Here is a 26910-nt window from a genome sequence, read left to right as displayed (position 1 = left end):
ATTCACAGGGCGTGACTGAATTCAGAATCGGATCTGGTGTGCAGTGGCGCCCCCACCCTGGTGGTGTGTTTTTCCAGGAACGCCCGGTAATAAGCGGCTACCTGTTGTTCATCTTCAACATGAGGGTAGTGTCCGATCTCGGCCAGAACATGAACCTGCTGCCGGGGCATGAGTTCCGCAAATTTGTCCACCATGGGCTTCCCTGCTACCGGATCGGCCAACCCGGTAATCAGCATTACCGGCACATCGGTTTTACTCAGCGCCCCTACCCAGCGGGTGGAATGTTGCAGGCTTTCGTCATAGTAGTGAATCAGCTTGTGGCTTATACGGTGTCCGTCGTTCAACGTGATCAGATACCAATAATCCTTTAGCGCGGCTGGGTCCGGCTGAGAGCCCGCGCCGAACACCGCGGAAAAGTTCTTGCTGAACCGGTTGAACGAAACAAACTGTGAAACGAGCCAACCGAAGGGGCTGTTGAGCGCTTTCTGAATGGGGCGCAACTGTAAACTCTGTGGATAGACGACCCCGTTCAACATCACCAGGGATTGAATGACAAACGGGCGCTGGGCCGGTGTCCACTGCTGTTGTCGCGCCACGAGTTCCTGGGAAACGTAGGTGCCGTAATCGTGCACCAACAGATGTGCTGTTGTTACCCCGAGATGCCCAAGAAGTTGTTCCACCAGATCGGCCTGATACGCAATGGAATAGCCGGATTTGGGTTTATCCGAAAAGCCGAAGCCCAGAAAATCCAGAGTAATCAACCGGTAGTCATCTTTGAGCAACGCCCAGAGCTTGTGCCAATCCCAGGATGATGTAGGAAAGCCATGCAGAAATACGATGGCGGGTTTGTGCTGGGCTGATGTGAGTTCAGTCTGTGAATCCCGATAGAAGATCCGCTGCTGATTGTGTTCGAAGTAGTGACCTTGTGCGCGCCACTGCTCAACACTCTTACTGGGAACCTGCTCGGCGATACTATTGAAAGCGCACATCAGCAGCAGTGGGCATACGATGAGCCGGATGATCCATGGCATAAGGTTGTCCTTGAAAAGTCAGTGGTGTCCACAAAAAGTAAGCAACGCGAGGATCAGCGATCGGTTACTTCCTGATACGCCCGATAACGCTTGCGAATATTACGCAGATATTTGACGGGCTCCTCGCCTCTTACGTAGCCATACCGTGCCTTGCGGGCATATTCCCGTTTTGACAGTAAAAGCATGGCCTGCTCAACATTATCGAACCAGACATCACTGTGCCAGCCTTTTTGCTTGGCCAGCCTTACCGCATCCCGCACATGGCCGGCGCCGGCATTATAGGAGGCCAGTGCAAACCACATTAGCTCCTCGTCGTTCTTCGGGTTCATGTATTTTGCTCTGTCCCGTACCCAATCCAGATAGGCAACACCGGCGCGAATGCCGTTCTCCGGCACTTCCAGATTCTCCACCCCCAGCTCCCTGGCGGTCTTCGGCATTACCTGAAACAGGCCCTGTGCCCCGGCCCAGGATTCGGCCTGGGGATCAAACCGGCTTTCCTGGTACATCTGGGAAACCAGCAGGCGCCAGTCAAAGTTGTATTTCTGGGCATGCTCTTTGACCAGGTCATCGTAAGGGGAGAGGCGGCCATCCTGTTTCAGCGCTTCGTAATCCTTGCGCACCTTTAGCAGGCGGTGCTCATTCTTGAAGTACTTTTTGTAGGTGACGTTGTAGTGCAGGCCGCGGTACTGCTTGCCGATATAGGCATTCACCACCTTCAGTAACTCGCCGTGCCGGGCGTTGACCGCCCACGCCTGTTCCTTGGGGTCGCCCAGCGCCATGATGGACTGCACGTCGTCACGCCAGGTCAGTTCCAGATCCAGAATATGACTGTCGGCAATGGTCAGGTCGTAGCGGTTCTCGGCCACTCCGTCGATCAGTTCTTCGGTTTCCAGTGTCTCGGCCACTGCCATCAACTTTATCCCCGGCACCTGCTTTTGCAGGGCACTCACTGTAGACCAGTATGAGCTGGAGGGGCGCACATAGATCTCGCGGCCCTTGAGTGCCGTCACCTGGTCGATACCGGGTTCGTCGGCGCGGGCCACCACCAGCTCCGAGGCATAGTGATAAGGCCGTGAAAAGGCAATGCCCATGGCTTTACGCTGGGCAGTGGGGGTGAGAAAGCCCAGGGCGATGTCTGCTTTGTCGTCCACCAGATAGTCGAGCATGCTTTTATGATCCGGCGCCACAATGATCTGATAGCGAACGTTATGCTGTTTGGCAAAATGGCGGGCCATTTCATAGTTAAAGCCATGTAGCTCCCCCCGCCAGATAAAGTAGGATGCCATATTGTTGCGCATCACAAAGCGGATTACTTTCTCCTGCTTGATCTTTTGCCAGCGATTTTTGGGTTTTATCTTGGGCTTGCTATTGGCCGCCAGATTCTCGCTGACCAGAAACCCGTTGAGTTGCTTCAATAGGCTCTGGTTGCCTTTGCTCACCGCCCAGGCGATGGAACGCCGGCCGCTGGCCTGAAAGCTGCGCGTGACATCATTACGGTATTTCTGTACTGCGCTGAGTGTATTGCCATCCAGAATGGTGAGTTGAATCTCACCGGCCACCAGCTTATCCAGAACCTGATCGGTGGAGAGGTCAGATGGCAGGTAGCGCAGGGTCATTCCCGGATAAGCCTTCTGCAAACCCTGCGCGGTGTTGACAAAGGAGGTACCTTTGGGCACCGCCAGTTCATACTGGTTGAGCTGTGCAACCTGCGCCGGCGCGCTGCCTTTGCGGGCAACCAGAAATTCCATGGTATAGGCTAACGGATGGGTAAAATCAGCGGCCAGGGAACGCTCCCGGGTCACCGTCAGGTTGGTGGCAATCAGATCCCCCTGATCCGCTGCCAGTGCGGGTATCAGGCCGTCAAAGTTCTCAATGGCGATGAATTCAACCTGCAGTTTATGCGCTTCCGCGAAGCGGGAGACAGCCGCCTTTTCCTGTTCCAGCGGGAAGCCGGCCCGCGGCAAGTAACTTTCAAAGCCGGTCCAGTACAGAACTCTTAACGTACCCTGTTGTTGAATGGTGTTAAAATCCCGAGCGTGAACCTGCCCGGTGATGAGGGCTAAGCCCAGCCAACAGCAGGCGAACAATGCCCACCGGACATGATGTGAAGCTAAACCCATGTGATCCCCTGTTCATTCAAGCACAGCAATACACCCATGTTGCCACTCATGGCAGCAACACACAAATAACCGCACGGAATGGGAGTGAATATGAAGACAATTCTGATCTACGTTGCCGCCTGGTTTGGCCTGGTGGTGTTGGCGATTATGAACGGTACCTTGCGGGAAAAAGGCTATGGCCCCTACCTCACAGAGTTATCCGCCCATCAACTGTCGACACTGTTGGGGATTGTGTTATTCGGTTTTTATATCTGGATTTTAACCGGACTTTGGCAACTGCCTTCTGCTGCCATGGCGTTGGTTGTGGGAGGTGTTTGGCTGTTGCTGACTCTGTTGTTTGAGTTCGGTTTTGGACACTATGTGATGGGGCATGCCTGGCAGACGTTGTTGCACGACTACAATATTATTCAGGGGCGGGTCTGGATCCTGATACTGATCTGGACAGCGCTCGCCCCTTACCTTTTCTTTCGTATCCGAGCGTAACACCTTATCTGAAGTGTGGTCGATCCACTCTAAATAAAATGTCCTGCAAAATGACTCCCATGCAATTTGTGCAGTGGGAGCGCATTGTATCCGTCATGCAGCCTTGCGTTGCGCCTGGGGGCTGAATACAACATCGTAATCACCCAACCTGAAATGGCCAAGGGCTTTTTGCAGCCGCGCCAGTGACCAGGGCCAGGCAGCAAAATTACGCCCGTTCTGATCCAGGTAGTAGCTCTTGCAACCGCCACTGTTGAACACGGTACCTTTTATGTGCTTTTGCACGAGTTCATTGTGGGAGCGCAGTACTTCAGCCTTAACAGCAAGTTTACTGATGCCTTTTTGCTTCATCTTTTTCAGGCCATCCACAATGTAGCCAAGCTGTGCTTCCGACAGGCGGAAAAAGGAATCGTAGACCAGTACGTTGGGCCCCAGAACCAGAAACGCGTTGGGTGTGTCGGCCAGCGCCGTTCCCAGATAGGCTTCCGGTGAACTGTCTTTCCACAAATCGGACAGCCGCACCCCGTTGGCATTCACCACCCTTTGGCCAATGGGTGGATGTGAAACGTCGAAGCCGGTGCCCCAGATAATCACATCCACTTCGTGTCGCTCACCGTTGGCAGCGATCACGGTGTTGCCCTCCACGCGTACCAAGCCGTGGGGAATCAGGGTGGTGTTGTCGGCCTGCAAGGCTGGATAGTAGTTGTTGGCAAACAGGATACGTTTGCAACCCAGGGTAAAGTTGGGGGTCACGGCCTTTCGAAGCGCCTTGTCTTTTACCTGTAATTTCAATAATTGTTTTGCCGCCTGGCTCACCGGTTTGAGGGCGCTGGGATGTCGCAATCCCAGGTTGATGACGTTCAATGAGGATGCCACCGTTTCGCGCCAGGCGTGCTGGATTGCCGGAACTTTCTCCAGCAACAGTTTGCCGGCTGTGCCCAGCGGCATATCCGGTTTCGGTAACACCCAGGGGGCGGTGCGCTGAAACACGAACAGGGATTGAACCTTCGGTTGAATCTGGGGCACGAACTGAATCGCCGAGGCCCCGGTGCCGATGACGGCAACCCGTTTGCCGGTGAGATCGTAATCATGGTTCCATTGAGCGGAGTGGAACATCTCGCCTTTAAAACTTTCCAGCCCCGGCAGTGACGGTGTCTGCGGTTCCGTGATGGGGCCCGTGGCAAAGATCACGGTACGGGCCAGGTCCTGCCCTTGGCTGGTGTCCAGCAACCATAGATGGCGTCGTTCGTCCCAGCGGGCGTTTTTCAGTTCTGTGTTGAAGGTGATCAGTGGTTCAATACCGTAATCACGGCTTACCTGTTCCAGGTAGCTTAAGATTTCCGGCTGCGCGGCAAACAACCGGCTCCAGCGGCTGCTGGGTGCGAATGAATAGGAATACAGGGCGGACGGAACGTCGCACCCGCAACCGGGATAGGTGTTTTCACGCCAGGTGCCGCCCACACGATCCGCTTTCTCGATGATCTTGAAATGGTCCAGGCCCTGCTCTTTCAGTTTGATGGCCGCCGCCAGTCCGGAAAGGCCGGTACCGACGATATAGGTATCATAGATAGGTGTTGTCATTGATCAATGGTTCCCGTTGATTAGCCGATGAATTTGTAAGACAGGCCCAGCATATCCGCGTACAGATTCGGCGCGGCCCGCTTCATCAGCCAAAACAGCTTGGCGTCCACCTGCGGTGTGGTGTAAAGCTCGCCCTTGTCGAGCCGGTTCAGGGTGAGTTTGGCAACGGCATCACTGGTGGTCATGGCGTAGTTCATCAGCATATTGTCCGCCAGTTTGGAATAGCGAGCGGGAATTCGGCCATCCTTAATGATGTTGGTGGGCACCAGGGTTGGGCACAGTACGTTGACCCGGATGTTGTCTTTCCTGAGTTCGGCATAGAGTGTTTCCGACAGCGCACGCACACCGGCTTTCGTCACGTTGTAGGCGCTCATTTCCGGTGCAGCGGTGAAGGATGCGGCGGAGGCGACATTAATGATGGCACCGCCACCTTGCTGCTTGAAACCGGGGACAAAGTAATGACAACCGTGAATGACACCCCACAGGTTCACGTCCATGCACCACTTCCAGTCTTCCAGGGTCAACTCATCAAATTTGCCGCCCAGACCCACGCCCGCATTGTTGATCACCAGTGTAACCGGGTGGCCCAGTAAACTTTCAGACTGATGCGCCAGTTGCTCCACCTGTGTCGCCTCACCCACATCGCAGTGCACGGGGTAGGCGTTGCCGCCGCTTTCTATTATCTGTGCGGCGGTTTCTTCGGCAGCGGGCAGATTCATGTCCGCACACACCACGGCGCTGCCGCGTTTTGCCAGTTCCAGGGCGAAACTTCGGCCGATGCCACTGGCGGCGCCGGTGACAACCGCGTAGGCGTAGTGGCTGGATCGCTTGGCGCGAGAATTGAAAATGTTGACCATGGATTATTCCTTTCAGGCACGCAGGGCGGGAACAAATTCCCGCACCAGATAAGGTGTGAGCAAACCGGTTTCCGGATGCAGCAGTTTTTCTTTGTAGTATTCCAGATACTCGGTTGTATCGTGGTCGCTGGGGTGAAAGTCCGGCCGCAGGTAGTCCAGAATGTGCCCCATTGTGCTGCCGAAAACCCCATCTTTCGGGCCGGCCAATAAGGTTAAGCTGTATGCCACGTCTTTCCAGTAGCGCGGGTGCAATGCCAGGGTTGGTTTGCGCAACAGTGGAATCACCGATCCCCCCAACGGCACCAGTACCAAAATGGTGAAGGCCGCCAGTGCAAATCCGGCGACCCGCAGGGGATAGCTGCCGGATAAGGTTTGGAAGACATCATAGGCAATGTCTTTGTGCTCTGATTCTTCCAGCATGTGCCACATCCACAGAGCCCGTTGCTTCTCATCCTCGGTACTGTAAAACACCTGTTCGTGCTTCATCATGTATTCCGACAACACCGCTGTGAAATGCTCGATGCCCGCCATCAGCGACAACTGCATGCGGTGGGGAAGTTGCTTGAAGCCGTACTTAAAGACCTTGTCGGCCAGAAACCGATACAGGGGCACCGGGAAGCGGTGCTTGGCCAGTTCGTCATTGAACTGGTTGTGCATTCTTGAATGGATGGCTTCCTGCGCGATCAGGGTGGTAACCCGCTGCTTGAGTTGTGGATCGGTCAGAAACTGGCGATGGTAGCGGGCGGTATCGATCACCAGGTCTTCGCCGAAGGTTAAAAAGATCGACAGGGCTTCAAAGAACGCGGTGGCAAATTCTGTCTTGAGGTAGAACTGATCGTCCAATTCCCGGGCATCAAACTGAAAATCCATGTGCCGGACCGGGTATCGCTGCCGTCATAGTGTATACCCTTATAAATGTCTCATTAGTGGATGGCATGCTAATCCGATCAAATGTTCGGGTTCAATTCGGGTCATGGGAGTGGTCGGCAGCCCTTGCCGAATGGGCGTGCAGCTGGGTTGGGGGTTCACAGGGGGTACCCCATAGTCGGATCTGATTTCGGTTTTGGCCGGGGGGTGGGTACTAAAGCAGCAGCGAGCAGCAAAGGTTACCGGTTCTATTCGAAACAGCGTAGCATCAAGCTACAATGCCTACACGGTGCTGATCACAATGATGAATAGGCAGCGTTGTGATGTTATATAAAGAACGCTTGCGGCAATTTTTCGCTATATTTTAAGCAAAGTTCTCAGCGTATTGATAAGCGCAAACCAGCCCGCGCCTTAATTTTGGAGACGCTCAACCCCATCCTATGCGTTATACAGCCACTTGGATCATGTCAGCCTTCAAGGTCCTCACCCTGCTGTTCTGCAGCAGCCATGCTTTCAGTGCCGACAAGGTGGTGCTGCAGCTGAAGTGGGAACATGAATTCCAGTTTGCCGGTTATTATGCGGCACTCTGGCAGGGGTATTACGAGCGTGAAGGCCTGGCGGTGGAAATCCGTTCCTGGGCCAGGCCGGACGGCCAGGTGGTGTCGCCGCTGGAAGAGCTGATCAGCGGCCGGGCGCAATTTGCCATCGGCGGCACGGATATCATGGTGAACAAGGGGCGTGGTTACGATCTGGTGGTGGTGGCCCCCATCTTCCAGCGATCCCCGGTGGCATTGGTGAGCCTGGACTCGACCCCGTTGCAGAACATTGAACAGACCGCTCAGTTGCGGCTGGCGGCGGTGGAAGTGGACGATTCCATGCTGGAAGCCCGGGCCATGTTCTTAATGAACGGCGTGGACGCCAACCGGGTCAATTTTGTCCATCAACCCCTGACCATGGAAACCCTGCTGGACGATAAAGCGGATGCGCTGGTTACCTACAGCGTTTCCGCGCAAAGCCGGGCCAGTGAGCTGGGGCTGGCGCTGAACCTGATGCATCCCACTGAGTATGGGGTGCAGTTTTACGGCGATACACTTTACACCAGCGGCGAGCTTGCCCGCCGGCAACCGGAACTGGTGGCGCGCTTCCGGCGCGCGACGCTCGATGGCTGGCGCTACGCGCTGGACAACAAGGTGGAGATTGCCAATCGCATTTCAGCCACATTGCCGCGTTACCTGTATCGCTATGAAGATTTCAAAGCCTATAACCTTGCCTTTGCGCACAGTATCGATCAATACACCTTCTATCCCGCGGTTGAATTGGGACATGTGAACATCAAGCGTTGGCAGAGAACCTACGATATTCTGGAACGCCTGGAAGAAATCGAGCAACCCTTTGACCCGGCGTCGATGCTGTTCAAAAAACCCATTATCAGCCAGGAACCCTGGCATGATATGAGCTGGTTGCTTGGGGTGGTGGCGATGGCAGCCATCCTGTTGGGCGCAGCCCTGGTGCGCGGCAAACCGGCCTATGGTTTACAGATCGCGGTGTTGGCGTTACTGCTGCTGGTGGAACAGGGATTGGAAACCTGGATTCAGCGGGATAACGATGTACAACAATCACTGCGTACACTGGAAACCCTGTCCACCATCCGTTCCCGACTGGAACAGGCGATCTCCCGTAATCTGACAGAGCTGACCGGGGTTGCCGCCTTCATCGCCGCCAATCCGGACCTGACCCAGGAGGCGTTCAGTCAGTACGCGAAAAACGTGCTCAAAGTTGATCCGCAACTGATCAATCTGGCGGCGGCGCCAGATCTGGTGATCAAATACATCTATCCTTTACCAGGTAATGAAGCGGCGCTGGGCCTGAATTACCGATTTAATGCCCAACAGTTGCCCGCGATTCGGCGCGCCATCGAATTCAATGAGCCGGTGGTGGCAGGCCCGCTTGATCTGGTGCAGGGCGGTACCGCATTGATCGGCAGAGCCCCGGTGCGCATTCTCAACCAGCAGGGTGAACATCGGTTGTGGGGCATTGTGTCGGCGCCGGTTGATGTGGCCGCGGTGTATCGGGAAGCCGGAATGCTGGATCCAACACTGGATCTGAAGATCGCCATCCGGGGTAAGGATGGTATGGGAAAAGACGGTGAGGTCTTTTATGGCCGGGGGGAGTTGTTTGATACGGCGGGTGTGGTGACCCAGACCATCAGTTTCAGCGGAGGATCCTGGCAGATTGCCGCCCTGGCCGAAACCCATGATGAAACGCTTCCGGCCAGAATCGTTGCCCTGCGCCTGGCATTTACCCTGGTGGGAGTGCTGATCATGCTGCTGCTGTTCACCCAAACCCAGCGCATGAGCAGCCGCCGTCATTACCAGAAAGTGGTTAGACAGACCGCGGAATTCCTGCGGGAGGTGGAAACCGTGGCCAAAGTGGGTGGTTGGCGCATGGATAACAAAGGCCAGGTCTATGAACTATCAGAACAGGCGCAAATGATGCTCGGGCTGAATTCGATGGAATCGGAGATGTCACTGGAATCGTTTGTAGACTTGTTCAGCCGGCCACAGGGCATTGACATGGCGCAGGCTTTGCGGGAGGTGATGCAACAGGGCAAAGAAATTGACCTCGAACTGCAATCGCAGAATCGTAAGGCCTGGTTGCGTTTGATCGCTGATCCTGTCACAGATGACCAGGGTAATCGGGAAGTCATCGGCGCAATCCAGGACATCACCGAAAAGAAACTGGCTGATGCCAAGATAGAACATCAGGCGAACTACGATGGGCTAACTAATTTACCCAATCGGGTTTTGTTCAATGATCGGTTGCAAACCGCCATGGCGCAGGCGCAGCGAAACAACAAAATCATCGCCCTGTTGTTTGTGGATCTGGATAATTTCAAAACCATCAATGACAACTATGGCCATCGGGAAGGCGATCTGGTGCTGTGTGAAGCGGCCAACAGAATCCAGCAGTGTATCCGCGCCTCCGATACCGTAAGCCGCCACAGTGGCGACGAATTCACGGTGATTCTGAACGATCTTGAAGATGAAACCGTACCCGCCAAGATAGCAGAAACCCTGGTGGCCACCCTCAGTAAGGCATTCACAGTGCGGGGAGTGGAGGTCTATTGTGGTGCCAGTATTGGCATTGCTTTGTACCCGGCTGATGCCAAGGTGCCGGAGGAATTGATCATCAACGCCGATCAGGCCATGTATGAAGTGAAGAAAAGCGGCCGTAACGGCTGGCACTTCTACACCGAGGAGATGCAACACAAATCTGAACAGCGCCATCATCTGTATAACGCGTTGGTGACCGCCATCCTCGATGATGAACTGACCTTTCACCTGCAGCCCATCATTACTACCCATAGTGGCAAAACCACAGCCTGCGAAGCATTGGCCCGTTGGCAGCGTGCCGATGGCAGCTGGATCTCGCCGGTGGAATTTGTACCAATCGCCGAGGAGACCGGCCTGATTAATCAGGTTGATTATATGATTATGGAAAAAGCCGTGGCAGCGCTGCAAGGGATCAATGCCGACCGTGCCGAGCCCATAGCGCTTTCTGTCAACGTATCCCCGCGCTTGTTTCAAACCAAGGATCAGGCTTTGGATCGCTGGCTCGAACTGGTGCGCTCCGCCAGTGCCACCGTACCAATTATTGTGGAGATTACCGAACGTTTGCTGACCGCGGAATCCACCCGCACTGAAAGCGTTCTGCGTGAGTTGGCGCAACTGGGAATCGACATATCCATTGATGATTTTGGCACGGGCTATTCATCATTGAGTTATCTGACCCGTTTCCCCGTGAGCAAACTGAAGATTGACCGTTCCTTTGTCAGTTGTATCGGTGTTAATCCCACCAGTGAAACCCTGATCGAAACCATTCTGGCGATGGCCGAAAAATTGGATATTCAGGTGGTGGCGGAAGGGGTGGAAACCGAAGAGCAACTTACTTATTTGCGGAAACGAAACTGTCACTACGTGCAGGGTTACCTGCTGGGACGCCCTTGTGATGTGGCAGAGTTCACGGCGCGTGTTGTGCAAGAGAATCGGCTTATCCTGGGCCGGTGACGGACAGGTGCTTAATTGGATGTTTATAGGTTGGTTAATTGCAGTCAGTAATTAACACGACGTCCACCTTCAAGTTCGCCATCGGATAAAAAATATGAACCATTTCACTTTTCAATAAAAATATCCCAATCCAGCCAACAAAATTGCGGTAGTGTAACCTCTGCTCGCCTACAGCGGGCCGGGCATGGATGCCATTACTCTGTTTATGCTACAGCCAGCATCCAGCCGATAACCGGGGGAAGTGCAAAATATTTATTGATAGATAACTATTTTGCCATATCTATTTCGGATTCCTGACCACTATAACGACGCTATTTATCGTGTTGTCCGTCTGGTATTGAGCTTTATGACGCCAGCCAATTAAACGACACTATAAAAACAGATAAAGGACTATAAACATGGCTAGTCGGTTCGGCGCTTGTCTCATGCCCAAGATTATTGCGTTCGCGTTACTGCTTTTCAGTCAAATCTCGTTTGCTGCGGATTGTAATACTTCACGTCTGGAATTTGGCCCCAATCATCCAAACGGATTTTACGGCTGTTTTTGGGAGTGTTTTGGCGGCGTGCCGGCGAATCTGGGTGGCTGCCCCTCCATTGGCATTACCAATTTCTGCGAATCATTTTGCGCTGGTGCCGACCAATGTCCGGTTGGAAACCCCATCGATATTACCAGCGGAACCAAACACGAGAGCATCACGGATTACAGCGGTGGTGGCCAATACCCGCTTGAAATCACCCGCTTCTACAGCAGCAGCAAGTTCGATATAACCGGCAATTTCGGCAACGGTTGGAACTCCATTGAAACGGCAACAATTTACAGTAATAACTACAATGGTGTGGATCAATATACTGTACGTCGACCTGATGGCAGTGAGCTGCGTTTCCGCTGGGGCAGTGGCTCCGGTGACACTATCCCACATAAAGCCAAAACCAAAGAAGTGTTGACCATGTACAACGATACTCAGGGTGAGGAGCTCTGGGAGTTAAAGCTGGTTGATGGCAGCAAAGAAATATACTACATGAATCTGGCTGAATTTAATGCCAACGGGTCTTTTACATCGCGTTTGATGTGGCGGGAAAACCCGCAAGGCTTAAAGCATATCTTCAGTTACGACGTCCAGGGTCGAGTTGAAACCATCACCGATTCGTTTAATCGGTCATTGGTATACACCTACTATGCCGATGGCACCAACCATATTCAATCGATTACTGCTCCGGGCAATAAAGTCTTTCGTTATGAATACGATGGCCTGGGGAACCTTGAATACGCGATCTATCCCGATGAAACACCCGCCAACACCAGTGATAATCCCCGTGTTCGTTATCATTATGAAGACAGTCAACTAGACGTCAATGATAGGGATGGCGACGGAGACACCAGCGAACGGCTGTACCCAACCCATCTGACCGGTATCACCGATGAGCGGGGCAACCGTTATGCAACCTTCACCTATGATAGCCGGGGCCGGGCAATTGTCTCAGAACATGCCGGTGGTGCTGATCGACTTGAGATACTGTCGTTTTCACCCGTTACCATCCGCAATGCATTGGGTAAGGAAACCATCTACAATTTCAACACCATAGGCAGTGCTGAGAATACCATGACCCGCCTGGTCAGTGTGGAAGGGCAACCCAGCCCCAATTGCCTGGGCTACAACAGCAGTATTACTTATGACAGTAATGGTAATAAGGATCTGGTCACTGATTTCGCCGGTAACATTACCGATTACGATATTGATGCGGATGGCTTTGAAACCCAAAGAATAGAAGCATCCAACGCACCGGAACCGGTGAGAAGAACCATCAGCAGTACCTGGATTAAAAGTTTGTATCGGCCGGATACCATTACCGTGGCAGGCCACCGGCAAACGGATTACGACTACGTCAATAAACGGATTGACCTGATTACCCAAACGGATTTACTCACCACCGGGAATCCAACACGTCAATGGGATTACCGTTACACCTATCATGATGCAGCAAACCTGAAGGTAGAAACCATTACCATCGATGGCCCCCGCACCGATGTCGCAGACACCACAGTGCAAACATTTGATGAGCAGGGGTTATTGATTCAGACCACCAACGCGCTGGGACACCGAACCCAGTTCCAGGATCACAATGCCGAAGGCCTGCCGCAGACCATGATCGATGAGAATAACGTGGTCACCGAGTTACGCTACACTACCCGTGGTTGGTTGGACACCGTTACTGTTAAAAGCGCGCTGGGTGATGTCATTACAGACTACGTTTATTATCCCAATGGCCTGGTGCAAAGCATTGTGCAACCCAATGGCGTACGCCTGGACTATGAGTACGATGACGCGAAACGCTTAACCCGTATCACCAACAATCTGAATCAGTATGTTGAGTACGAACTGAATGCCCTGGGTAATCGTGAAGTTGAGCGCATTCATGCCAGCAACGGGGAACTGGTGCGACAGCATAATTTTGCATTTGACGAGTTGGGCCGGCTCCTGAAGAAGTTCGGAATCAACGACCAGGAACTGGAAACCTACACTTACGATGGCAACGGTAATATCACCCGTATAACGGATTATAATTTGCTTGACGTTGTACAGGGCTTTGATGGCCTTGATCGTTTGCAGACGGTAACGGATCGTGAAGGTGGTGAAACGGTTTATCAGTACGATGATCTGGACCAGGTGGATACGGTTACTGATGCCAATGAAAACGTCACGGATTACGATTACAACGGGTTTGGTTTTCTAACCCAGTTAAACAGCCCCGATACCGGTATTACTCAGTATACTGATTATGATTTGGCGGGGAATCTGCTTGCTAAAGTCGATGCGCGCGGTGTGGTGATCAACTATACCTACGATGCACTGAATCGCATCAAAACGGTTACCTTTCCCAGTGCCCCGGAAAAAAATATTACCTATTTTTATGATGAAACCAACACCAGCGGTTTCCCCAATGCCGGGGTAGGCCGGCTTACCCGAATCGTTGAAGCAAGTGGCATTGAGACCAGTTGGATCTATAACGATCTGGGCCAGATAGTACGGGATATTCGGACAATAGGAGGTCAATCCTTTAATGTTCAATATGAGTATGACCTGGCGGGTACGATGACCAAAATAATATACCCGAGCGGCCGGGAAGTAGAATACATTCAAGATTCCCTGTCGCGAACTCAACGCATCAGAACGCGAAAAACAAGCGCAGACAGTTGGATAGTCCTGGCGGATAACGTGAACTATCAGCCATTCGGACCGGTGAGTGCCTTTACCTATGGCAACGGCTTGGCGTTTGCTCAGAGCTATGATTTGCACTACCGACCCGATGTGATTCAAACCCTGGATGGCACCACAGACCTGCAGGCACTGGATTATGGGTTTAATGACAATAACGAATTGTCTGAAATCCTGGACCTTGTAAACGCAGACAACAGTAAATCTTTTGACTACGACGGCAACATCAGGCTGATCGAAGCCGCTGGCCCGTATGGCATAAAAAGCTACGATTATGATGATGTAGGCAACCGGGTTTTACGTGCCACAGCAGCGTCACCCGTGAGCGAGAATTATGCGGAAACCTACACCATTGCGGATGACTCAAATCGACTGAACGCGGTGAGCGCGGCAGGCACCGGCGGTCAGAATGCCACCTATGTTTACGATGAAGTGGGCAACATCACCAACGATGGGCAGTACGGTTATGACTACGACGTACGTGGCCGCTTATCCCGTGTGTTTCAGGGCGCCAATACCATCGCTCGTTACGATTATAATGCGATCTCTGAGCGGGTTTCCAAAACCATTGGATCAGACACTCGCTATTTTCTCTACGGGTTAACCAGTAAGTTAATCGCTGAAACGGATATTGATGGGGGAATCAGCAAGGAATACATCTATCTGGGAGACCGGTTGCTTTCCATTGTGGAGGTGGATGTGGGTCAGAGTGAGCCTGTGGCTGACTTGAACGTGTCACTGGCCAGTGAACGCAGTGGCAATGTGGTTAACTACGACATCACGGTGGAAAATTTGGGCCCTGATTCGGCATCCGCCGTTCAACTGACCAATGACGTGCCGGCCAATATAACGATTGATAACTTCACGGTGACTCAGGGTAGCTGTAGCCAGTCCGGCCAAACCATTAACTGTGAACTGGGTGATCTGAACAGCGGATCAACCACGATTCTGTCGGTAACGATCACCGCGGCGGTTGATGTGGATATCAGTCAAACGGTGACGGCCAGCGTAACCAGCTCCACCACGGACCCCAACCTGGCCAATAACACCATTAAGAAAGCCGGTTCAGGCTGCTTCATTGCAACCGCTGCGTTCGGTAGCTACGAACACCAGTATCTGCATGTGCTGAGAGATTTCCGGGATGACTATCTACTGGTAAATGAGCCGGGTGCTGCTTTTGTGCACTACTATTATGCTAATTCACCGGATTTGGTGAGGGTTATCAACCAACATGAGTGGTTAAAACCCCTGGTACGGGTATTGCTGCTTCCCATTATTGCGTTGGCCGCCTTTGTTCAAGCCTCCGTTTTGACGCAATTACTGATTATTGCTGGTGTAATATTGGGTATGGCTGCCTATAAGCAACTCGGCGTGGGTAAAGTGTTAAAACGCGGCATTATCGGCATAGGAGTGGCACTGGGATTACTGGCCAATTCTGCCACAGCGGATGACATCTATTACGTTCATACGGATCATATGAACACACCTGAACTGGTGACCAACGCTGAGCGCAACGTGGTGTGGAAGAGCAATCGAACACCCTTCGGAGAAGAGGACCCGGAGATTGCCCTGGTTGAGCAACCGTTTCGGTTCCCGGGCCAATATTACGATGCGGAGACCGGGCTGTATTATAACTTGAACCGGTATTATCATCCCGGCCTAGGGCGGTACATCACATCCGATCCGATTGGGCTTGAGGGTGGGATTAATACCTATGGGTATGCTGGGCAGAATCCCATTATGGCTCTGGACCCGACCGGTGAGTGGTTTTGGTTTTTACTTGCTGGTGCGGGCACAGGTGTTACTGGTGCTGAAATATTTGTTTGGTCGTTGCTTGGTCTTGGAGCGGTATATGCAACTGCCCATGATCTTTCTAATCTTTTGGGTGATTCTGCTGCAAATGATGAAGATTATTGCGGTGGTGACGAACCACCAGACTGTGAACAATGGCGCAGAACTCTTAATAAGGCTTTTCATGCTATTGAAAATATGGCGGAGGCAGCGAAAGGTGACCCCCAGAGGATGGGTTATGTGGCATTACAACGAGTGTGGTTTAAAGCGCAGGTAGCAGCATTTGAAAAAAAATGCGGGCCATATTCCGAGCCGCCATCTTTGGACGACATATACAGCAGATAAGATCCGAAGCATTGTGACTTGAATCGAGTAAGCAAAAAATATGAGTGACATTGATAGCGAGTTAGATTTTCAGCGGGCTAAGAGTGAGCTTTTGAAAGCAAAACTAAAGCTTAGCGAGCTTAGTAGAAATGCGCACCCAACACCGCCCTACTGTTCATTTTGTCAGCGCGGTAAAGGGCAGTATTTATTCTGTGTAGAGGGATTAAATAATGTACGCATTTGTGAGACTTGTGCTTTTGATGTGTGTGAATCCGTGGTTAACGAACTAAATAATATGTAGGTTGTACAAGTTATCGATTAGATATGATCGACAACTTGTACATGAAGCGTACAGAATAGACTAAAGATAAAGGGTGCAGATCGTTGATTTAATGAATAGGGGCGGAGTTGCCTCTATACATTATTCAAGCACTCACCCGGTGTGGCGGCTGTATTCACCAATTTGTCCAGTGAGAGCGTTGAAATCTATCTCAGCACGAGAATAGCGGGGTCTGAGAAAACGGGGTCAGGTCTTTAGCTTTTGATTGTCCTGCTGAGTCAATGGAGTGAAGCAGCTCAATCTGCCTCACTCACAATAATCACTCAGGCTGAAACTGTTCAACCATCAGCTCACTGATACTTTTAAGACGATACATCACATCAGATCCGATTGGGTTGGAGGGTGGGATTAATACCTATGGGTATGCTGGTCAGAATCCGGTAATGGCCTATGACCCGACAGGGTAGTTTTTCTGGTTTTTAGCCGTTGGTGGAATTGCTGGTGGAGATATTATAGGCACAACAATTCTATCTGGTCTTACATTGATTCTCGCCTATAAACTAGACCAGGCAGTGAACAATGTTAACAGCACGGTCAACGATAGGCCCTGGAGAGACAAAAGTGGTAGATGGAAGGTATACGTAAGATGTAATGTGCAAACATTTGATGACTGCGAAAATCACCCGAGCACTATAGGGGGCTGGGGTTATGGGAATACATTCTCCTTGCTTCGAGAATGGGAAGCCTGTTCGGTGCCCTAGAAGTGGTAGAACCCAGAGGTAAAAATGAAATTAAGCAGAGAAAAAATCGCGGAGAAAGCGGAAGAGATTTTTTTTCAGCAAAGTTTAGCTGAAGATGGTGATCCAGAGGCGCAAAATATTTTAGGGGCCAAGCTGGCATCAGGTAATTTTGTGGAGAAGGATGAGTTTGGTGGCCTTTATTGGTATTGCCAGGCTCTAAAGAAAGGATACGTTAATGCGAAATGGAATGCGGGAAGTATGTTTCTTAAGGGAGACGGAGGCGTTCCAAAAAATACTGAGTTAGCGATGATGCTAATTGAGGAGGCAGCGGAAGAAGGGGACAATGGTGCAAGCCATTTTCTTTCTATCTGTTATGCGAAAGGTGGTTATGGAAAGGAAGTGGATATAGAGTCGTCCAACTTCTGGAGGGAAAAGGCATCTAGTGGATGCGAATCCCAAGAATATGGGAAACAGATAGATCTTGAGTCGCTGATTGATATTAAGCTAGTAAAACCTGCTGTTAAGCTTAAATCTGAGTTAGCTGAAGCTCTCAAAGAATGACCTAGCAGTAACCGATGAGGCGGCTCACGCCGCCTCAATCTCAACCGTCACTCGCTGCCCCAGCTCGGCAGCGAATTTCACCAACGCATCCAAAAGAACTTGGAAACCCGACCCCGCAGTAAATCATTAATCCTGGGCTGAGTGACGCCACAACGGGTAGCGGCTTCGGCCTGTGTCCACACACGGGCTTGAATGAAAGCAGTAATTTGCTGCATCAGTTGAGAGAGCACTTACAAATTGGGGCAATCAGATGAGTGGGGTGCTTTCTGAATGTGGATGCAAAGAGTAATTCATGAAAGCATTTAGAGCCCTTTTGACTGTAATTCTTTTTACTCCTGTCATTTCGGCAATGCTAGGGATTTTACTCACTTTGGTGAGTTGGCGGATAGAATTTCTATCCGCCATCGGTTTGTTTCCACTTTTCTATTTCCATTCAATGTTAGCGATGGTCCTGTTTGGGCTTCCAGGCATTATGCTGCTGTATAAATTTAAAATTATTAAATTATGGCCCATGTTAGGAGGGGGATTGATAATTGGAGTATTGGTAGCTGTGATCATACGATTACCAAGCTCAGCACAATTAAGCGATGTCGTGAGTATGGGTTTTATTGGAATGGTATCCTCTCTAGGATGTTGGTTGATCTTGCGGCTATGTTTCTTGCTGAAATTTTGACGACGACCAGGCGGACGATACGTTCAAAGTGATCCCATTGGGCTAGCAGGTGGGCTGAATACCTATGCTTATGTTGGTGGGAATCCTATCTCTTTTATTGATCCTTTAGGTCTGTATCAATGCAGTTGTATAAATACGAATACTGGTGGAGGTAATGGAACTGTTTTAGATGGTAGAAAGCAGTTTACTTATAAATGCACATGTTCTTGCCCGAACGGCGACAAGAAAACATTTACCGTGACAGGTGGAGGGCAAGGCGGTGATGCGCAGGGTCAAACTGCCCTTGGTTCGATATCGAAAACTGGAGTATCTCCAAGTGGTCAATTGTATTCATATGCTGATGGATTTACTAATTTCTCCGTAGACACAGACCCGCCATGGTATAAATGGAAGGATCTAGGAGAAGATACATTAAATAAAAATATCGATCAGAAAATGGCGTCGGAATGTGAAGATTGTGATAAATAGAGCTTTTTTGGTTTCAAACGCTTCTTTTGTTGCTTTGCCTTGGTTATTTAGTGTTAATCAGAGTGTTCGGTTTATTGCTGAAGATTTTGTGTCTTCTGTGTTCTGGTATGAGGGAAGCAATAGTTTATATTTTTATATTGCAGCAGGGTCAGTGCTAATATCCTTTAGCTTTTTGCAAGCCACGAGAATTGTCGATTTTATTATTATATTAGTGAGTGCTTTATTGCTTACAGGAATGTTTGTTCAACAGGCGATAGCTTTACTTTATGAGCCTTTTGTATTTGGTTTAAATTTTGTTGGCGCATTAATCTCGGTAATCTTGTCAGTTCTTATTGTATTTAATTTATATAGGATTCTAGAGCGAGAAGTTCTGATTGTTGGTTGTTCTTTGGCAGGGTCATTATCATTTTCAGTTACAGTTATATTTCATTTGTTGGATTCAATACCAAGAAATTAATTCGTGGATTCAATTCTGAGGCATTAAAAATCACAGTATTGAAGAGGGAGTTATTTAACTCCCTCTATCAGTGCGATATCCTTTTTAAGCAAGTCATTCACCATGGCATCCAGCTCAACGCCTTTAACCTTGGCTTTTTCCACAAAATAATCCAGCACCTCGGAATCCAAATAAACCGGTATGTTGTGCTTGGCATTGGGGTTATAAAACTTACCCCGTTCACCTTTGGAAAAATCGTATTCGTCACGCATAAAATCACCCTTGCTCGTACTGTCGAATCTCGTGCTTTGTGGCCGGTCGCGCTGAGATCAGGCGGATGGTCACGGCGTCTTCGGTGGGGTTGCGAAAGGTATGTGCCACCACCAGATAATAATGGCCTTGGGCTTGTCCGATGGTCACCCAACGGTCTTCTTCCGGGGTGGATTCCTCATCGTCAAACAACGTGATGGCCATGGGATCATCGAACACCTTGCAGGCTTCTTTAAAATCCACCCCGTGCTTGCTCAAATTGAGCTTGGCCTTGAGCCTATCCCATTCGTAATTATATTGCATTTATTACCCTTTAGCGGCTAGGAAACCCGATTAAATCGAGTGGCATCGTGCTTGAGGATCAAGCCCTCCAATACCGTTTTAGCCACCTGCTTCTCTTCCGGGGTGAACTGCTGCACCGCCTCAAACTGCAAGCGCAGATCCTCATCCGGCCCCCGTTCCTCCTTGTCAAAAAGCAGCACATCTGCGCTCACGCTAAGCGCAATAGCGAGATTGCGCAAGACCTCCAGGGTAGGCTGGGACGTGCCGGCCTCATAGCGCTTGAGCTGTGAGATATGCAGACCAATCTCATCGGCCAGGGTTTGCTGAGTAAAGCCCTTCTCCTTGCGGAGTGTGGCCAGGCGTTGGGGGAAATCCATAAGCTGTAATAACCGCAGTTGGGAAAGCTGCATCATAATCCCCGTTTCATACATGGGGTGTCAAAGGTAGCATTAATGATATAATTAAAAGCTAGTTTAGTCTACTTGATAGCGTTCTTATATGGCACGCATCCCCGACGACGAATTAACCCGCCTGAAAACGGACATCTCCCTGGTGCGACTGGTGGAAGGTTCTGGGGTGGTGCTGAACAAGCACGCCAAAGATTATTTGGGTCGGTGCCCCTTCCACGATGACCGCACGCCATCCCTGGTGATCAGTCCCGAATCCAACCTGTGGCACTGCCTGGGGGCCTGCGGTACAGGGGGCAGTGTGATCGACTGGGTAATGAAAATCCAGGGGGGTTAGCTTCCGGCACGTGGTGGAATTGCTGCGCAATGATCCTTCCTCTTTAGCCGCTGATACGGTGGTAAAAACCAACACCGTGCCCAAGCTGGAAACCCCAGTCTCAGAAAACGCCGACGACCAAGCCATGCTGCGCCAGGTGATTGAGTATTACCACCAGACCTTGAAGCAGGAAGTCGAGGCGCAGGCTTATCTAAAAAAACGCGATCTGGACGATGCGGAGCTGATCAATCCGTTTGAGCTGGGCTATGCCAACCGTACCCTGGGGTTACGTCTGCCACAAAAAACCGAAAACCCGGCAAAGCCATCCGGGAGGAGTTACAGCGTATTGGCCTGTATCGAGACACGGGCCGGGACGCTTTAACGGCTCACTGGTGATTCCAGTACAGGATGCCAATGGTGTGATTCATGAAGTCTATGGTCGCAAGCTGTTGGATAACCTGCGCCCCGGAACGCCCAAGCACACCTATTTACCTGGGCCTCATGCCGGGGTGTTCAAAGAAGTCGGTCTAAACAACACGGACGAAGTGATCCTGTGCGAATTGTTGATCGATGCTTTAACCTTCTGGCGCTGGGGCTTCCGGCATGTGACCACGAGTTACGGCATTAACGGTTTTACCGACGAGCTTCTACAAGTGTTACTGACCAACAAGATTAAGCGCGTATTGATTGCTTATGACCGGGATGAGGCAGGAATAAAGCCGCTGTGGAAGTAGCGAAGCGGTTAAACCAGCAGGGTAATGATTGCTTTAGAATCCTGTTCCCCAAGGGTATGGATGCAAATGAATATGCGTTAAAAATGACGCCGCCACAGAAAAGTCTGGCGCTGGTGATTCGCAAAGAGGAATGGATGGGATCAGGGCAAGCCCCGAAGATTACCACCGTGGCTGAAGATGCAGAGATACAGGAAGCGCTTCCTTCTTTAGCTGCTCCAGCTGCTAAGCCACCGGAAATGGTACCCAACGAAGAAAAAATCAGTATTACGGCTGCCAGTGAGCTACCGCCAGAAAAACAGCTTAATGAAAATGCCACGCCGGTGCCAAAGTTACCTTCGTCGGGTATCTCGGTTCAGCATGGTGATAACGAATTATTTATTACCTTGAGTGATCGGCTTTACCGAATACGTGGCCTGGATAAAAACACCGGCTACGATCAGCTAAAAATCCAGTTGCTGGTGAAGCGGGATGAACTGTTCCACATGGATAAGCTGGATCTCTACAGCAGCAAACAGCGTCAAGTGTTTATCAACCAGGCCAGTGTGGAGCTGGGTGTTAAAGATGAGGTGCTTAAAAAAGACCTGGGCAAAGTGTTGTTGACGCTGGAAGAACAGCAAAGCCAACAGCACACCGATGACGACGACCAGCAATCCACAGCCCTGGTACCGGAAGACCGTAAAGCCGCGCTAGAACTGTTGCACGATCCCGATCTGTTTACCCGCGTTCTGTCGGACTTTACCAACGCCGGAGTGGTGGGCGAGGAAACCAACAAGTTAACCGGCTATCTGGCCTGTGTATCCCGTAAATTAGAAAAGCCGCTGGCGGTGATGATCCAAAGCAGCAGTGCCGCCGGTAAAAGCAATTTGATGGACGCTATCTTAGCCCTGATGCCGGAAGAAGAACGGGTGCAGTACAGTGCCATGACCGGCCAAAGCTTGTTTTACATGGGTGAAACCAACTTAAAAAACAAAATACTGGCGATCAGTGAAGAAGAAGGCGCGAGCAACGCTAGCTATAACCTGCAACTGTTGCAGAGTGAAGGCGAAGTGACCATTGCCAGCACCGGCAAGGACGATACTACCGACAATCTGGTGACCAAGGAATACAAGGTAGAAGGGCCAGTGATGCTGTTTATGAACACCACGGCCATTGATATTGACGAAGAGCTATTAAACCGTTGCGTAGTGCTGTCGGTGAACGAAAGCCGGGAACAAACCCAAGCCATCCACGCCGCTCAACGCCAGAAACGCACCTTGCAGGGCTTACACCACAAACTGGAAAAAGACTGTTTAATTAGACTGCACCGCCGTGACAGCGACATCCGGCCCTTTATTGGCTGGTGTGATGAGCGCGGATTGGAACAGCCCCGGACATCACCAAGCCGATATTGGAGGAATACCAAAAACACCTGTTTTATTATCGCCAGGCCAACGGTGAACCGCTGTCAGCCACCAGCCGTAACCACTACCTGACCAGCATCAAACAGTTTTTTAAATGGCTGACCCAGGAAAACTATTTACTGTACAATCCGGCCTCGGAACTGGTGATTCCCAACACCTTACCTGCGAGTGCAAAAATAAGCGAAAACGTGCGTAGGGGCCTGTGACTTGCTAAAGTGAAATAGCATCGGGGTGTAGGATCTTTAAGTGATTGATGGCGTTGGGGTTGTGACCGATTGTAGGTAGGATCGCACGTAGGCGGACGATACATCACACCTGATCCGATTGGGTTAGAGGGCGGGATTAATACCTACGGGTATGCGGGTCAGAACCCCCTTATGGCTTACGATCCGGATGGGCAGTTTTTCTTTCTCCTGTTTGCTCCGGCACTTGGATTGACCACTACAACAGCTTTTGCACTATCGTTGTTGGCAGCTATAAATAATACAAATATTCAGCTTAGTGGTTGGGATGGAGATTGGGGTGACTGGGATGATGATACCTATTCAGATCCATATGGTGGCTATGATCAAGGGGATGAAAATGATGCCCTCAATCTAGGCGAAAACCTTACAGGTGAAGAGTCGTGTGAACTTCTTATTGAGGCAATTACTGCTTTGAAGAATCGCATTAAAGGTAGGGAGCAGAATTGTGAAGATAATAATGGAGGAGATCCTGGCCATTGGGAAAGAATAGACAGGCTAACAGATGCGCTGAGAAACCTTGAGGCAGCATTGCCTGATTGTAAGTAGGCTATAAATTCGAAAGGAAAAGGCGTACTGATCAGATTAATATTTTGTTCAGTACTGTATCTGAAATGCTCACTGCTGGTCCAATAAAACATTATGAATGCAGAAAAATATGTGTTCGAATTACATGGATATTTGAAAGCGCTCCAAAGGCTTTGTGGTACAAACTATGCCTTTGGAGCGCGATTCTATTCGAAGAAAGAAGATCTTGACACGTTTGGGCAGAAAATATCGGAAAAAAAGCTGAAGTACGAAGAAGCTGATCATGTTTCAATTTTCAAGAATATAGAAAGCATGGTTTTTAATGGCTTTTTGGCTAAAGAACATGTACCAAACGAACGCGCATGGAATTATCTAACAAAAGTAATAATTGAAGATATTAATGAATATTTCGGGCTTGTTTCATTAGCATTGAATGAGGACGGAATATTCCATCCATTGTTAAATGGGATGATTTATAAAAATATTGCTCCGTTTGAAAAAGATAAAGCAAGTTTGATTTTTTGGATTGAAATCGAACAACATTACGTGCTTGCATATTTTCGCAATATTAACCGATGAAAATACCGTGCGGCGGCTCTTGGGGCAACCAAAGTGAACAACCCGCTAGCAGAATGTCCCGGTTCCCGCATAAGCGAAATCGTGCGTCGGGTCTTGTGACTTGCTAAAGTGATTGTGCATCGCGGTTGAAACAAACGGATTACCGTTTTACTCGCAAAGAGGTGAGAGCGTTTACCGGGTGGGGCAATACCCAACTGAAAATTCACATGAAGCGACTGGAAGACATGGAATACGTGCCGGTACACCGCAGTGGTCGAGGTCAGGCGTTCGTGTATGAACTGCTGTTCAGTCAGGAATCCATGCACGGTCAGCATCATTTAACCGGCTTGATTGACCCTGAAACATTACAGTGTGATGCGAAGTGGTCGGGGCAAAACAAAGTGCCGCCGGGGTTAGGTCGGCCCCAGGTCGGTGGGGTGTCGGGGGTTAGTCGCTCAGTGCAAAGCCATGAGTCAGGCCGGTGACCTATCCCAAGCCAGCACTTACCACAGCTATGTGGCCGACCCGCACGGGTTAACAGCTTATGCCGAACGCTGCTTCGAGTGGATGGCGGTCAAACAATATTCCCCCAACACCGTACGCACCCGCAGGGAGTACTTGGGCTACTTTATTGACTGGTGCTACCAACGGGCCGTCATCCGGCCCCAGCACGTCACCAAGCCGATTCTGGAGCGTTATCAAAAGCACCTGCATCACCACCGTAAAAAGAACGGTGATCCCTTGAGTGCCAACAGCCAGCACACCCGCATGGTGCCGGTGAAAGCCTTTTTTAAATGGCTGACCAAGGAAAACCATATTCTGTATAACCCGGCCTCGGAACTGGAATTACCAAGACTGGGTAAAAGCCATCCTCACCGAAAGTGAAATGGCCACAGTACTGAACCAGACCGGCACCACCGCGGTTTTAGGCATCCGTGACCGAAACCTTCTACAGCACCGGTATACGACGATTAGAGCTCATCCACCTGGGTCTGTACGACATTGATCTGGATCGAGGCACCCTGATGGTTCGCCAGGGCAAAGGCAAACGGGATCGCATGTTGCCCATTGGCGAACGGGCCGTGGCTTGGGTTGAAAAATACTTAAACGAAGTGCGCCCGGAGCTGGCCACCGCCCAGAGCGAACAGGCCCTGTTCCTCACCAACCTGGGCACACTGTTCCACCCCAATCGGTTAACCGCCCTGGTGCGCAATTACATCAACGCCACGAATATCGGCAAGAAAGGCTCCTGCCACCTGTTCCGCCATTCCATGGCCACCCACATGCTGGAGAACGGGGCGGATATCCGCTTTATCCAGGCGATGTTGGGCCATGCCCGAATGGACACCACCCAGATCTATACCCAGGTGAGCATCAAGAAGCTGAAAGAAGTGCATACCTTGACCCATCCGGCGCGGATGAAGCGGGTGATCCGGGGTGGGGGGAAGAAGAAACCGCCGAACCCAGCGTCCAGGCTGTACTGGATACCCTGGAACAGGAAGGGGAGGACTGGGAATAACAATAATTAGCAAAGATTGCTATTATAGGGCTGTTTGAATCCCTAATACCCCTGGTGATGAGCATGAATGTATCCCTGACACCTCAACTGGAAAACTATATAAAACAAAAGGTTGCCACTGGCATGTACAACTCCGTGAGTGAAGTGGTGCGCGAAGCCCTGCGCCTGCTGGAAGAGCGGGACAGCCTGCAAGCCATGAAGCTGGAAGCCCTCAAAGCCGACATCCAGCAGGGCTTGGACTCCCTGGAGCGGGGCGAGGGTAAGCCCCTGGATATGGAGCAGATCAAAGCTCGAGGGCGGCAGCTACTGAACAAAAGGAACGGAGATTAATGCCGGAACTGATCATCTCACCGGAAGCCGAAGCAGACTTAATCGAGATCTGGTTATACATTGCTGAAGCCAGCCCAGTGAATGCCGACCGCTTCCTGGATAAGTTGAATGACAAAGCCCAGAAGCTGGCGGAAACGGATCTGGGTGTGGAACGCCCGGAACTGGGCGAAGGCATGAAAAGCTTCCCGGTAGATCGTTATGTGTTGTATTACCGCCCGATAGACAACGGAGCAGAATTAGTGAGAGTGTTGGTCAGCAGTCGAGATACCCGTTTAGTGTTCTAAATCCGCCTGATCACATGCGTTGCAAAAAAGACCTGCAACGCAAGGCGCCAGGCTTCCACCGTGCCAACCCTCAAACAACAAACCATTATCCCGCTTCCTGGTGGATCACTCCGTTAAAAATAATGTGCCAGCGAGCAGGGCAGTGCCTTCGATCACAGGCAAGTGATGAGTGGGATGCTTTCTGAATGTGGATGCAAAGAGTTAGAGCCCTTTTGACTGTAATTCTTTTTACTCCTGTCATTTCGGCAATGCTAGGGATTTTACTCATTTTGGTGAGTTGGCGGATAGAATTTCTATCCGCCATCGGTTTGTTTCCACTTTTCTATTTTTATTCAATGTCAGCGATGGTCTTGTTTGGGCTTCCAGGCATTATGCTGCTGTATAAATTTAAATTTATTAAATTATGGCCCATGTTAGGAGGGGGATTGATAATTGGAGTATTGGTAGCTGTGATCATACGATTACCAAGCTCAGCACAATTAAGCGATGTCGTGAGTATGGGTTTTATTGGAATGGTATCCTCTCTAGGATGTTGGTTGATCTTGCGGC

General features: G+C 50.7%; 29 protein-coding genes and 1 pseudogene. 21 read left to right on the top strand and 9 right to left on the bottom strand.

Going from position 1 to position 26910, the window contains the following annotated elements:
• Positions 1-2: 2 nt before the first annotated feature.
• Entirely contained in the window at positions 3-1031 is a 1029-nt protein-coding gene (locus D9N13_RS12185) for an alpha/beta fold hydrolase (RefSeq protein ID WP_290590170.1), read from the bottom strand.
• Between the two features lie 53 nt (positions 1032-1084).
• Positions 1085-3151 (bottom strand): transporter substrate-binding domain-containing protein, encoded by a 2067-nt coding sequence (locus D9N13_RS12180; RefSeq protein ID WP_290590167.1) that lies wholly within the window; start codon positions 3149-3151, stop codon positions 1085-1087.
• A gap of 90 nt (positions 3152-3241) precedes the next feature.
• Here D9N13_RS12180 and D9N13_RS12175 point away from each other — a divergent pair, with 90 nt between their 5' ends.
• Positions 3242-3634 carry a hypothetical protein gene (locus D9N13_RS12175; RefSeq protein ID WP_290590164.1) on the top strand — a complete coding sequence of 131 codons (393 nt, stop codon included), beginning with the start codon at positions 3242-3244 and terminating at the stop codon, positions 3632-3634.
• 93 nt (positions 3635-3727) lie between these two features.
• On the opposite strand, the gene D9N13_RS12170 is transcribed toward D9N13_RS12175, so the two are convergent.
• The 3 genes from D9N13_RS12170 to D9N13_RS12160 are packed head-to-tail and all read right to left on the bottom strand — an operon-like array spanning position 3728 to position 6939.
• Positions 3728-5212: a flavin-containing monooxygenase gene (locus D9N13_RS12170; RefSeq protein WP_290590156.1), complete on the bottom strand. Its 1485-nt coding sequence runs from the start codon at positions 5210-5212 to the stop codon at positions 3728-3730.
• Positions 5213-5232: 20 nt separating this feature from the next.
• The gene (locus D9N13_RS12165) at positions 5233-6069 is read right to left on the bottom strand and encodes an SDR family NAD(P)-dependent oxidoreductase (protein ID WP_290590154.1); all 837 of its coding nucleotides are present in this window, start codon (positions 6067-6069) and stop codon (positions 5233-5235) included.
• Positions 6070-6081: 12 nt separating this feature from the next.
• Complete coding sequence (locus tag D9N13_RS12160) at positions 6082-6939, bottom strand: metal-dependent hydrolase (protein WP_290590147.1); 858 nt, start codon at positions 6937-6939, stop codon at positions 6082-6084.
• A 461-nt stretch (positions 6940-7400) separates the two neighbouring features.
• Here D9N13_RS12160 and D9N13_RS12155 point away from each other — a divergent pair, with 461 nt between their 5' ends.
• The 5 genes from D9N13_RS12155 (at position 7401) to D9N13_RS12135 (ending at position 17914) form a co-directional block, all read left to right on the top strand.
• The gene (locus tag D9N13_RS12155; protein ID WP_290590141.1) at positions 7401-11003 is read left to right on the top strand and encodes an EAL domain-containing protein; all 3603 of its coding nucleotides are present in this window, start codon (positions 7401-7403) and stop codon (positions 11001-11003) included.
• A 398-nt stretch (positions 11004-11401) separates the two neighbouring features.
• On the top strand, positions 11402-16354 hold the full coding sequence (locus D9N13_RS12150) for an RHS repeat-associated core domain-containing protein (protein WP_290590138.1): 4953 nt from the start codon (positions 11402-11404) through the stop codon (positions 16352-16354).
• Positions 16355-16394: 40 nt separating this feature from the next.
• Positions 16395-16634 (top strand): ClpX C4-type zinc finger protein, encoded by a 240-nt coding sequence (locus tag D9N13_RS12145; protein WP_290590135.1) that lies wholly within the window; start codon positions 16395-16397, stop codon positions 16632-16634.
• A gap of 323 nt (positions 16635-16957) precedes the next feature.
• A complete protein-coding gene (locus D9N13_RS12140) occupies positions 16958-17080 on the top strand; it encodes an RHS repeat-associated core domain-containing protein (RefSeq protein ID WP_317622502.1) in 123 nt (40 codons plus the stop codon).
• Between the two features lie 318 nt (positions 17081-17398).
• A complete protein-coding gene (locus tag D9N13_RS12135; RefSeq protein WP_290590132.1) occupies positions 17399-17914 on the top strand; it encodes a tetratricopeptide repeat protein in 516 nt (171 codons plus the stop codon).
• Positions 17915-17991: 77 nt separating this feature from the next.
• Here the strand turns inward: D9N13_RS12135 and D9N13_RS24265 are convergent, their stop codons facing one another.
• Positions 17992-18129, bottom strand: a complete 138-nt coding sequence (locus tag D9N13_RS24265) for a helix-turn-helix domain-containing protein (RefSeq protein WP_317622501.1) — start codon at positions 18127-18129, stop codon at positions 17992-17994.
• A 77-nt stretch (positions 18130-18206) separates the two neighbouring features.
• Between D9N13_RS24265 and D9N13_RS12130 the strand changes: the two genes are divergently transcribed.
• The 3 genes and pseudogenes from D9N13_RS12130 to D9N13_RS12120 all read left to right on the top strand — a co-directional run bounded on the left by D9N13_RS12130 (position 18207) and on the right by D9N13_RS12120 (position 19512).
• Positions 18207-18587: a hypothetical protein gene (locus D9N13_RS12130; RefSeq protein WP_290590129.1), complete on the top strand. Its 381-nt coding sequence runs from the start codon at positions 18207-18209 to the stop codon at positions 18585-18587.
• Between the two features lie 12 nt (positions 18588-18599).
• Positions 18600-18701 (top strand): annotated as a pseudogene (locus tag D9N13_RS24330) (RHS repeat-associated core domain-containing protein); the annotation flags it as partial.
• A 334-nt stretch (positions 18702-19035) separates the two neighbouring features.
• A complete protein-coding gene (locus D9N13_RS12120; protein WP_290590126.1) occupies positions 19036-19512 on the top strand; it encodes a hypothetical protein in 477 nt (158 codons plus the stop codon).
• 50 nt (positions 19513-19562) lie between these two features.
• Here D9N13_RS12120 and D9N13_RS12115 read toward each other — a convergent pair whose 3' ends face one another.
• The 3 genes from D9N13_RS12115 to D9N13_RS12105 are packed head-to-tail and all read right to left on the bottom strand — an operon-like array spanning position 19563 to position 20456.
• A complete protein-coding gene (locus D9N13_RS12115) occupies positions 19563-19763 on the bottom strand; it encodes a hypothetical protein (RefSeq protein WP_290590124.1) in 201 nt (66 codons plus the stop codon).
• Positions 19764-19767: 4 nt separating this feature from the next.
• Entirely contained in the window at positions 19768-20064 is a 297-nt protein-coding gene (locus D9N13_RS12110; RefSeq protein WP_290590121.1) for a BrnT family toxin, read from the bottom strand.
• 17 nt (positions 20065-20081) lie between these two features.
• Positions 20082-20456 (bottom strand): helix-turn-helix domain-containing protein, encoded by a 375-nt coding sequence (locus D9N13_RS12105; protein ID WP_290590118.1) that lies wholly within the window; start codon positions 20454-20456, stop codon positions 20082-20084.
• 85 nt (positions 20457-20541) lie between these two features.
• Between D9N13_RS12105 and D9N13_RS12100 the strand changes: the two genes are divergently transcribed.
• The 12 genes from D9N13_RS12100 to D9N13_RS12045 all read left to right on the top strand — a co-directional run.
• On the top strand, positions 20542-20787 hold the full coding sequence (locus tag D9N13_RS12100; protein ID WP_290590115.1) for a CHC2 zinc finger domain-containing protein: 246 nt from the start codon (positions 20542-20544) through the stop codon (positions 20785-20787).
• 10 nt (positions 20788-20797) lie between these two features.
• Complete coding sequence (locus tag D9N13_RS12095) at positions 20798-21148, top strand: hypothetical protein (RefSeq protein ID WP_290590112.1); 351 nt, start codon at positions 20798-20800, stop codon at positions 21146-21148.
• 37 nt (positions 21149-21185) lie between these two features.
• Positions 21186-21500 (top strand): toprim domain-containing protein, encoded by a 315-nt coding sequence (locus D9N13_RS12090; RefSeq protein WP_290590110.1) that lies wholly within the window; start codon positions 21186-21188, stop codon positions 21498-21500.
• Positions 21491-22972: a hypothetical protein gene (locus tag D9N13_RS12085; protein ID WP_290590107.1), complete on the top strand. Its 1482-nt coding sequence runs from the start codon at positions 21491-21493 to the stop codon at positions 22970-22972. The genes D9N13_RS12090 and D9N13_RS12085 overlap by 10 nt, the downstream gene beginning before the upstream one ends.
• 236 nt (positions 22973-23208) lie before the next feature.
• A complete protein-coding gene (locus D9N13_RS12080; RefSeq protein ID WP_290590628.1) occupies positions 23209-23691 on the top strand; it encodes a hypothetical protein in 483 nt (160 codons plus the stop codon).
• 93 nt (positions 23692-23784) lie between these two features.
• Positions 23785-24249, top strand: a complete 465-nt coding sequence (locus D9N13_RS12075; RefSeq protein WP_290590104.1) for a hypothetical protein — start codon at positions 23785-23787, stop codon at positions 24247-24249.
• A gap of 206 nt (positions 24250-24455) precedes the next feature.
• A complete protein-coding gene (locus tag D9N13_RS12070; RefSeq protein ID WP_290590101.1) occupies positions 24456-24713 on the top strand; it encodes a hypothetical protein in 258 nt (85 codons plus the stop codon).
• Positions 24697-25113: a phage integrase SAM-like domain-containing protein gene (locus D9N13_RS12065; protein ID WP_290590098.1), complete on the top strand. Its 417-nt coding sequence runs from the start codon at positions 24697-24699 to the stop codon at positions 25111-25113. Before D9N13_RS12070 ends, D9N13_RS12065 begins: the two co-directional genes overlap by 17 nt.
• Before the next feature lie 50 nt (positions 25114-25163).
• Positions 25164-25757 (top strand): tyrosine-type recombinase/integrase, encoded by a 594-nt coding sequence (locus tag D9N13_RS12060; RefSeq protein ID WP_290590096.1) that lies wholly within the window; start codon positions 25164-25166, stop codon positions 25755-25757.
• Positions 25758-25810: 53 nt separating this feature from the next.
• Positions 25811-26077, top strand: a complete 267-nt coding sequence (locus D9N13_RS12055; protein ID WP_290590093.1) for a type II toxin-antitoxin system ParD family antitoxin — start codon at positions 25811-25813, stop codon at positions 26075-26077.
• Entirely contained in the window at positions 26077-26361 is a 285-nt protein-coding gene (locus tag D9N13_RS12050; RefSeq protein WP_290590090.1) for a type II toxin-antitoxin system RelE/ParE family toxin, read from the top strand. The genes D9N13_RS12055 and D9N13_RS12050 overlap by 1 nt, the downstream gene beginning before the upstream one ends.
• A 185-nt stretch (positions 26362-26546) precedes the next feature.
• A partial coding sequence (locus D9N13_RS12045; protein WP_290590087.1) for a hypothetical protein occupies positions 26547-26910 on the top strand: 364 nt, incomplete at its 3' end.

Origin of the sequence: Ketobacter sp. GenoA1, from assembly GCF_003671475.1 — a bacterium.
In the GTDB taxonomy this organism is placed as follows: domain Bacteria; phylum Pseudomonadota; class Gammaproteobacteria; order Pseudomonadales; family Ketobacteraceae; genus Ketobacter.
The sequence above is the reverse complement of the archived record's forward strand: the minus strand, read 5'-3'. Positions and strand labels throughout refer to the sequence as shown.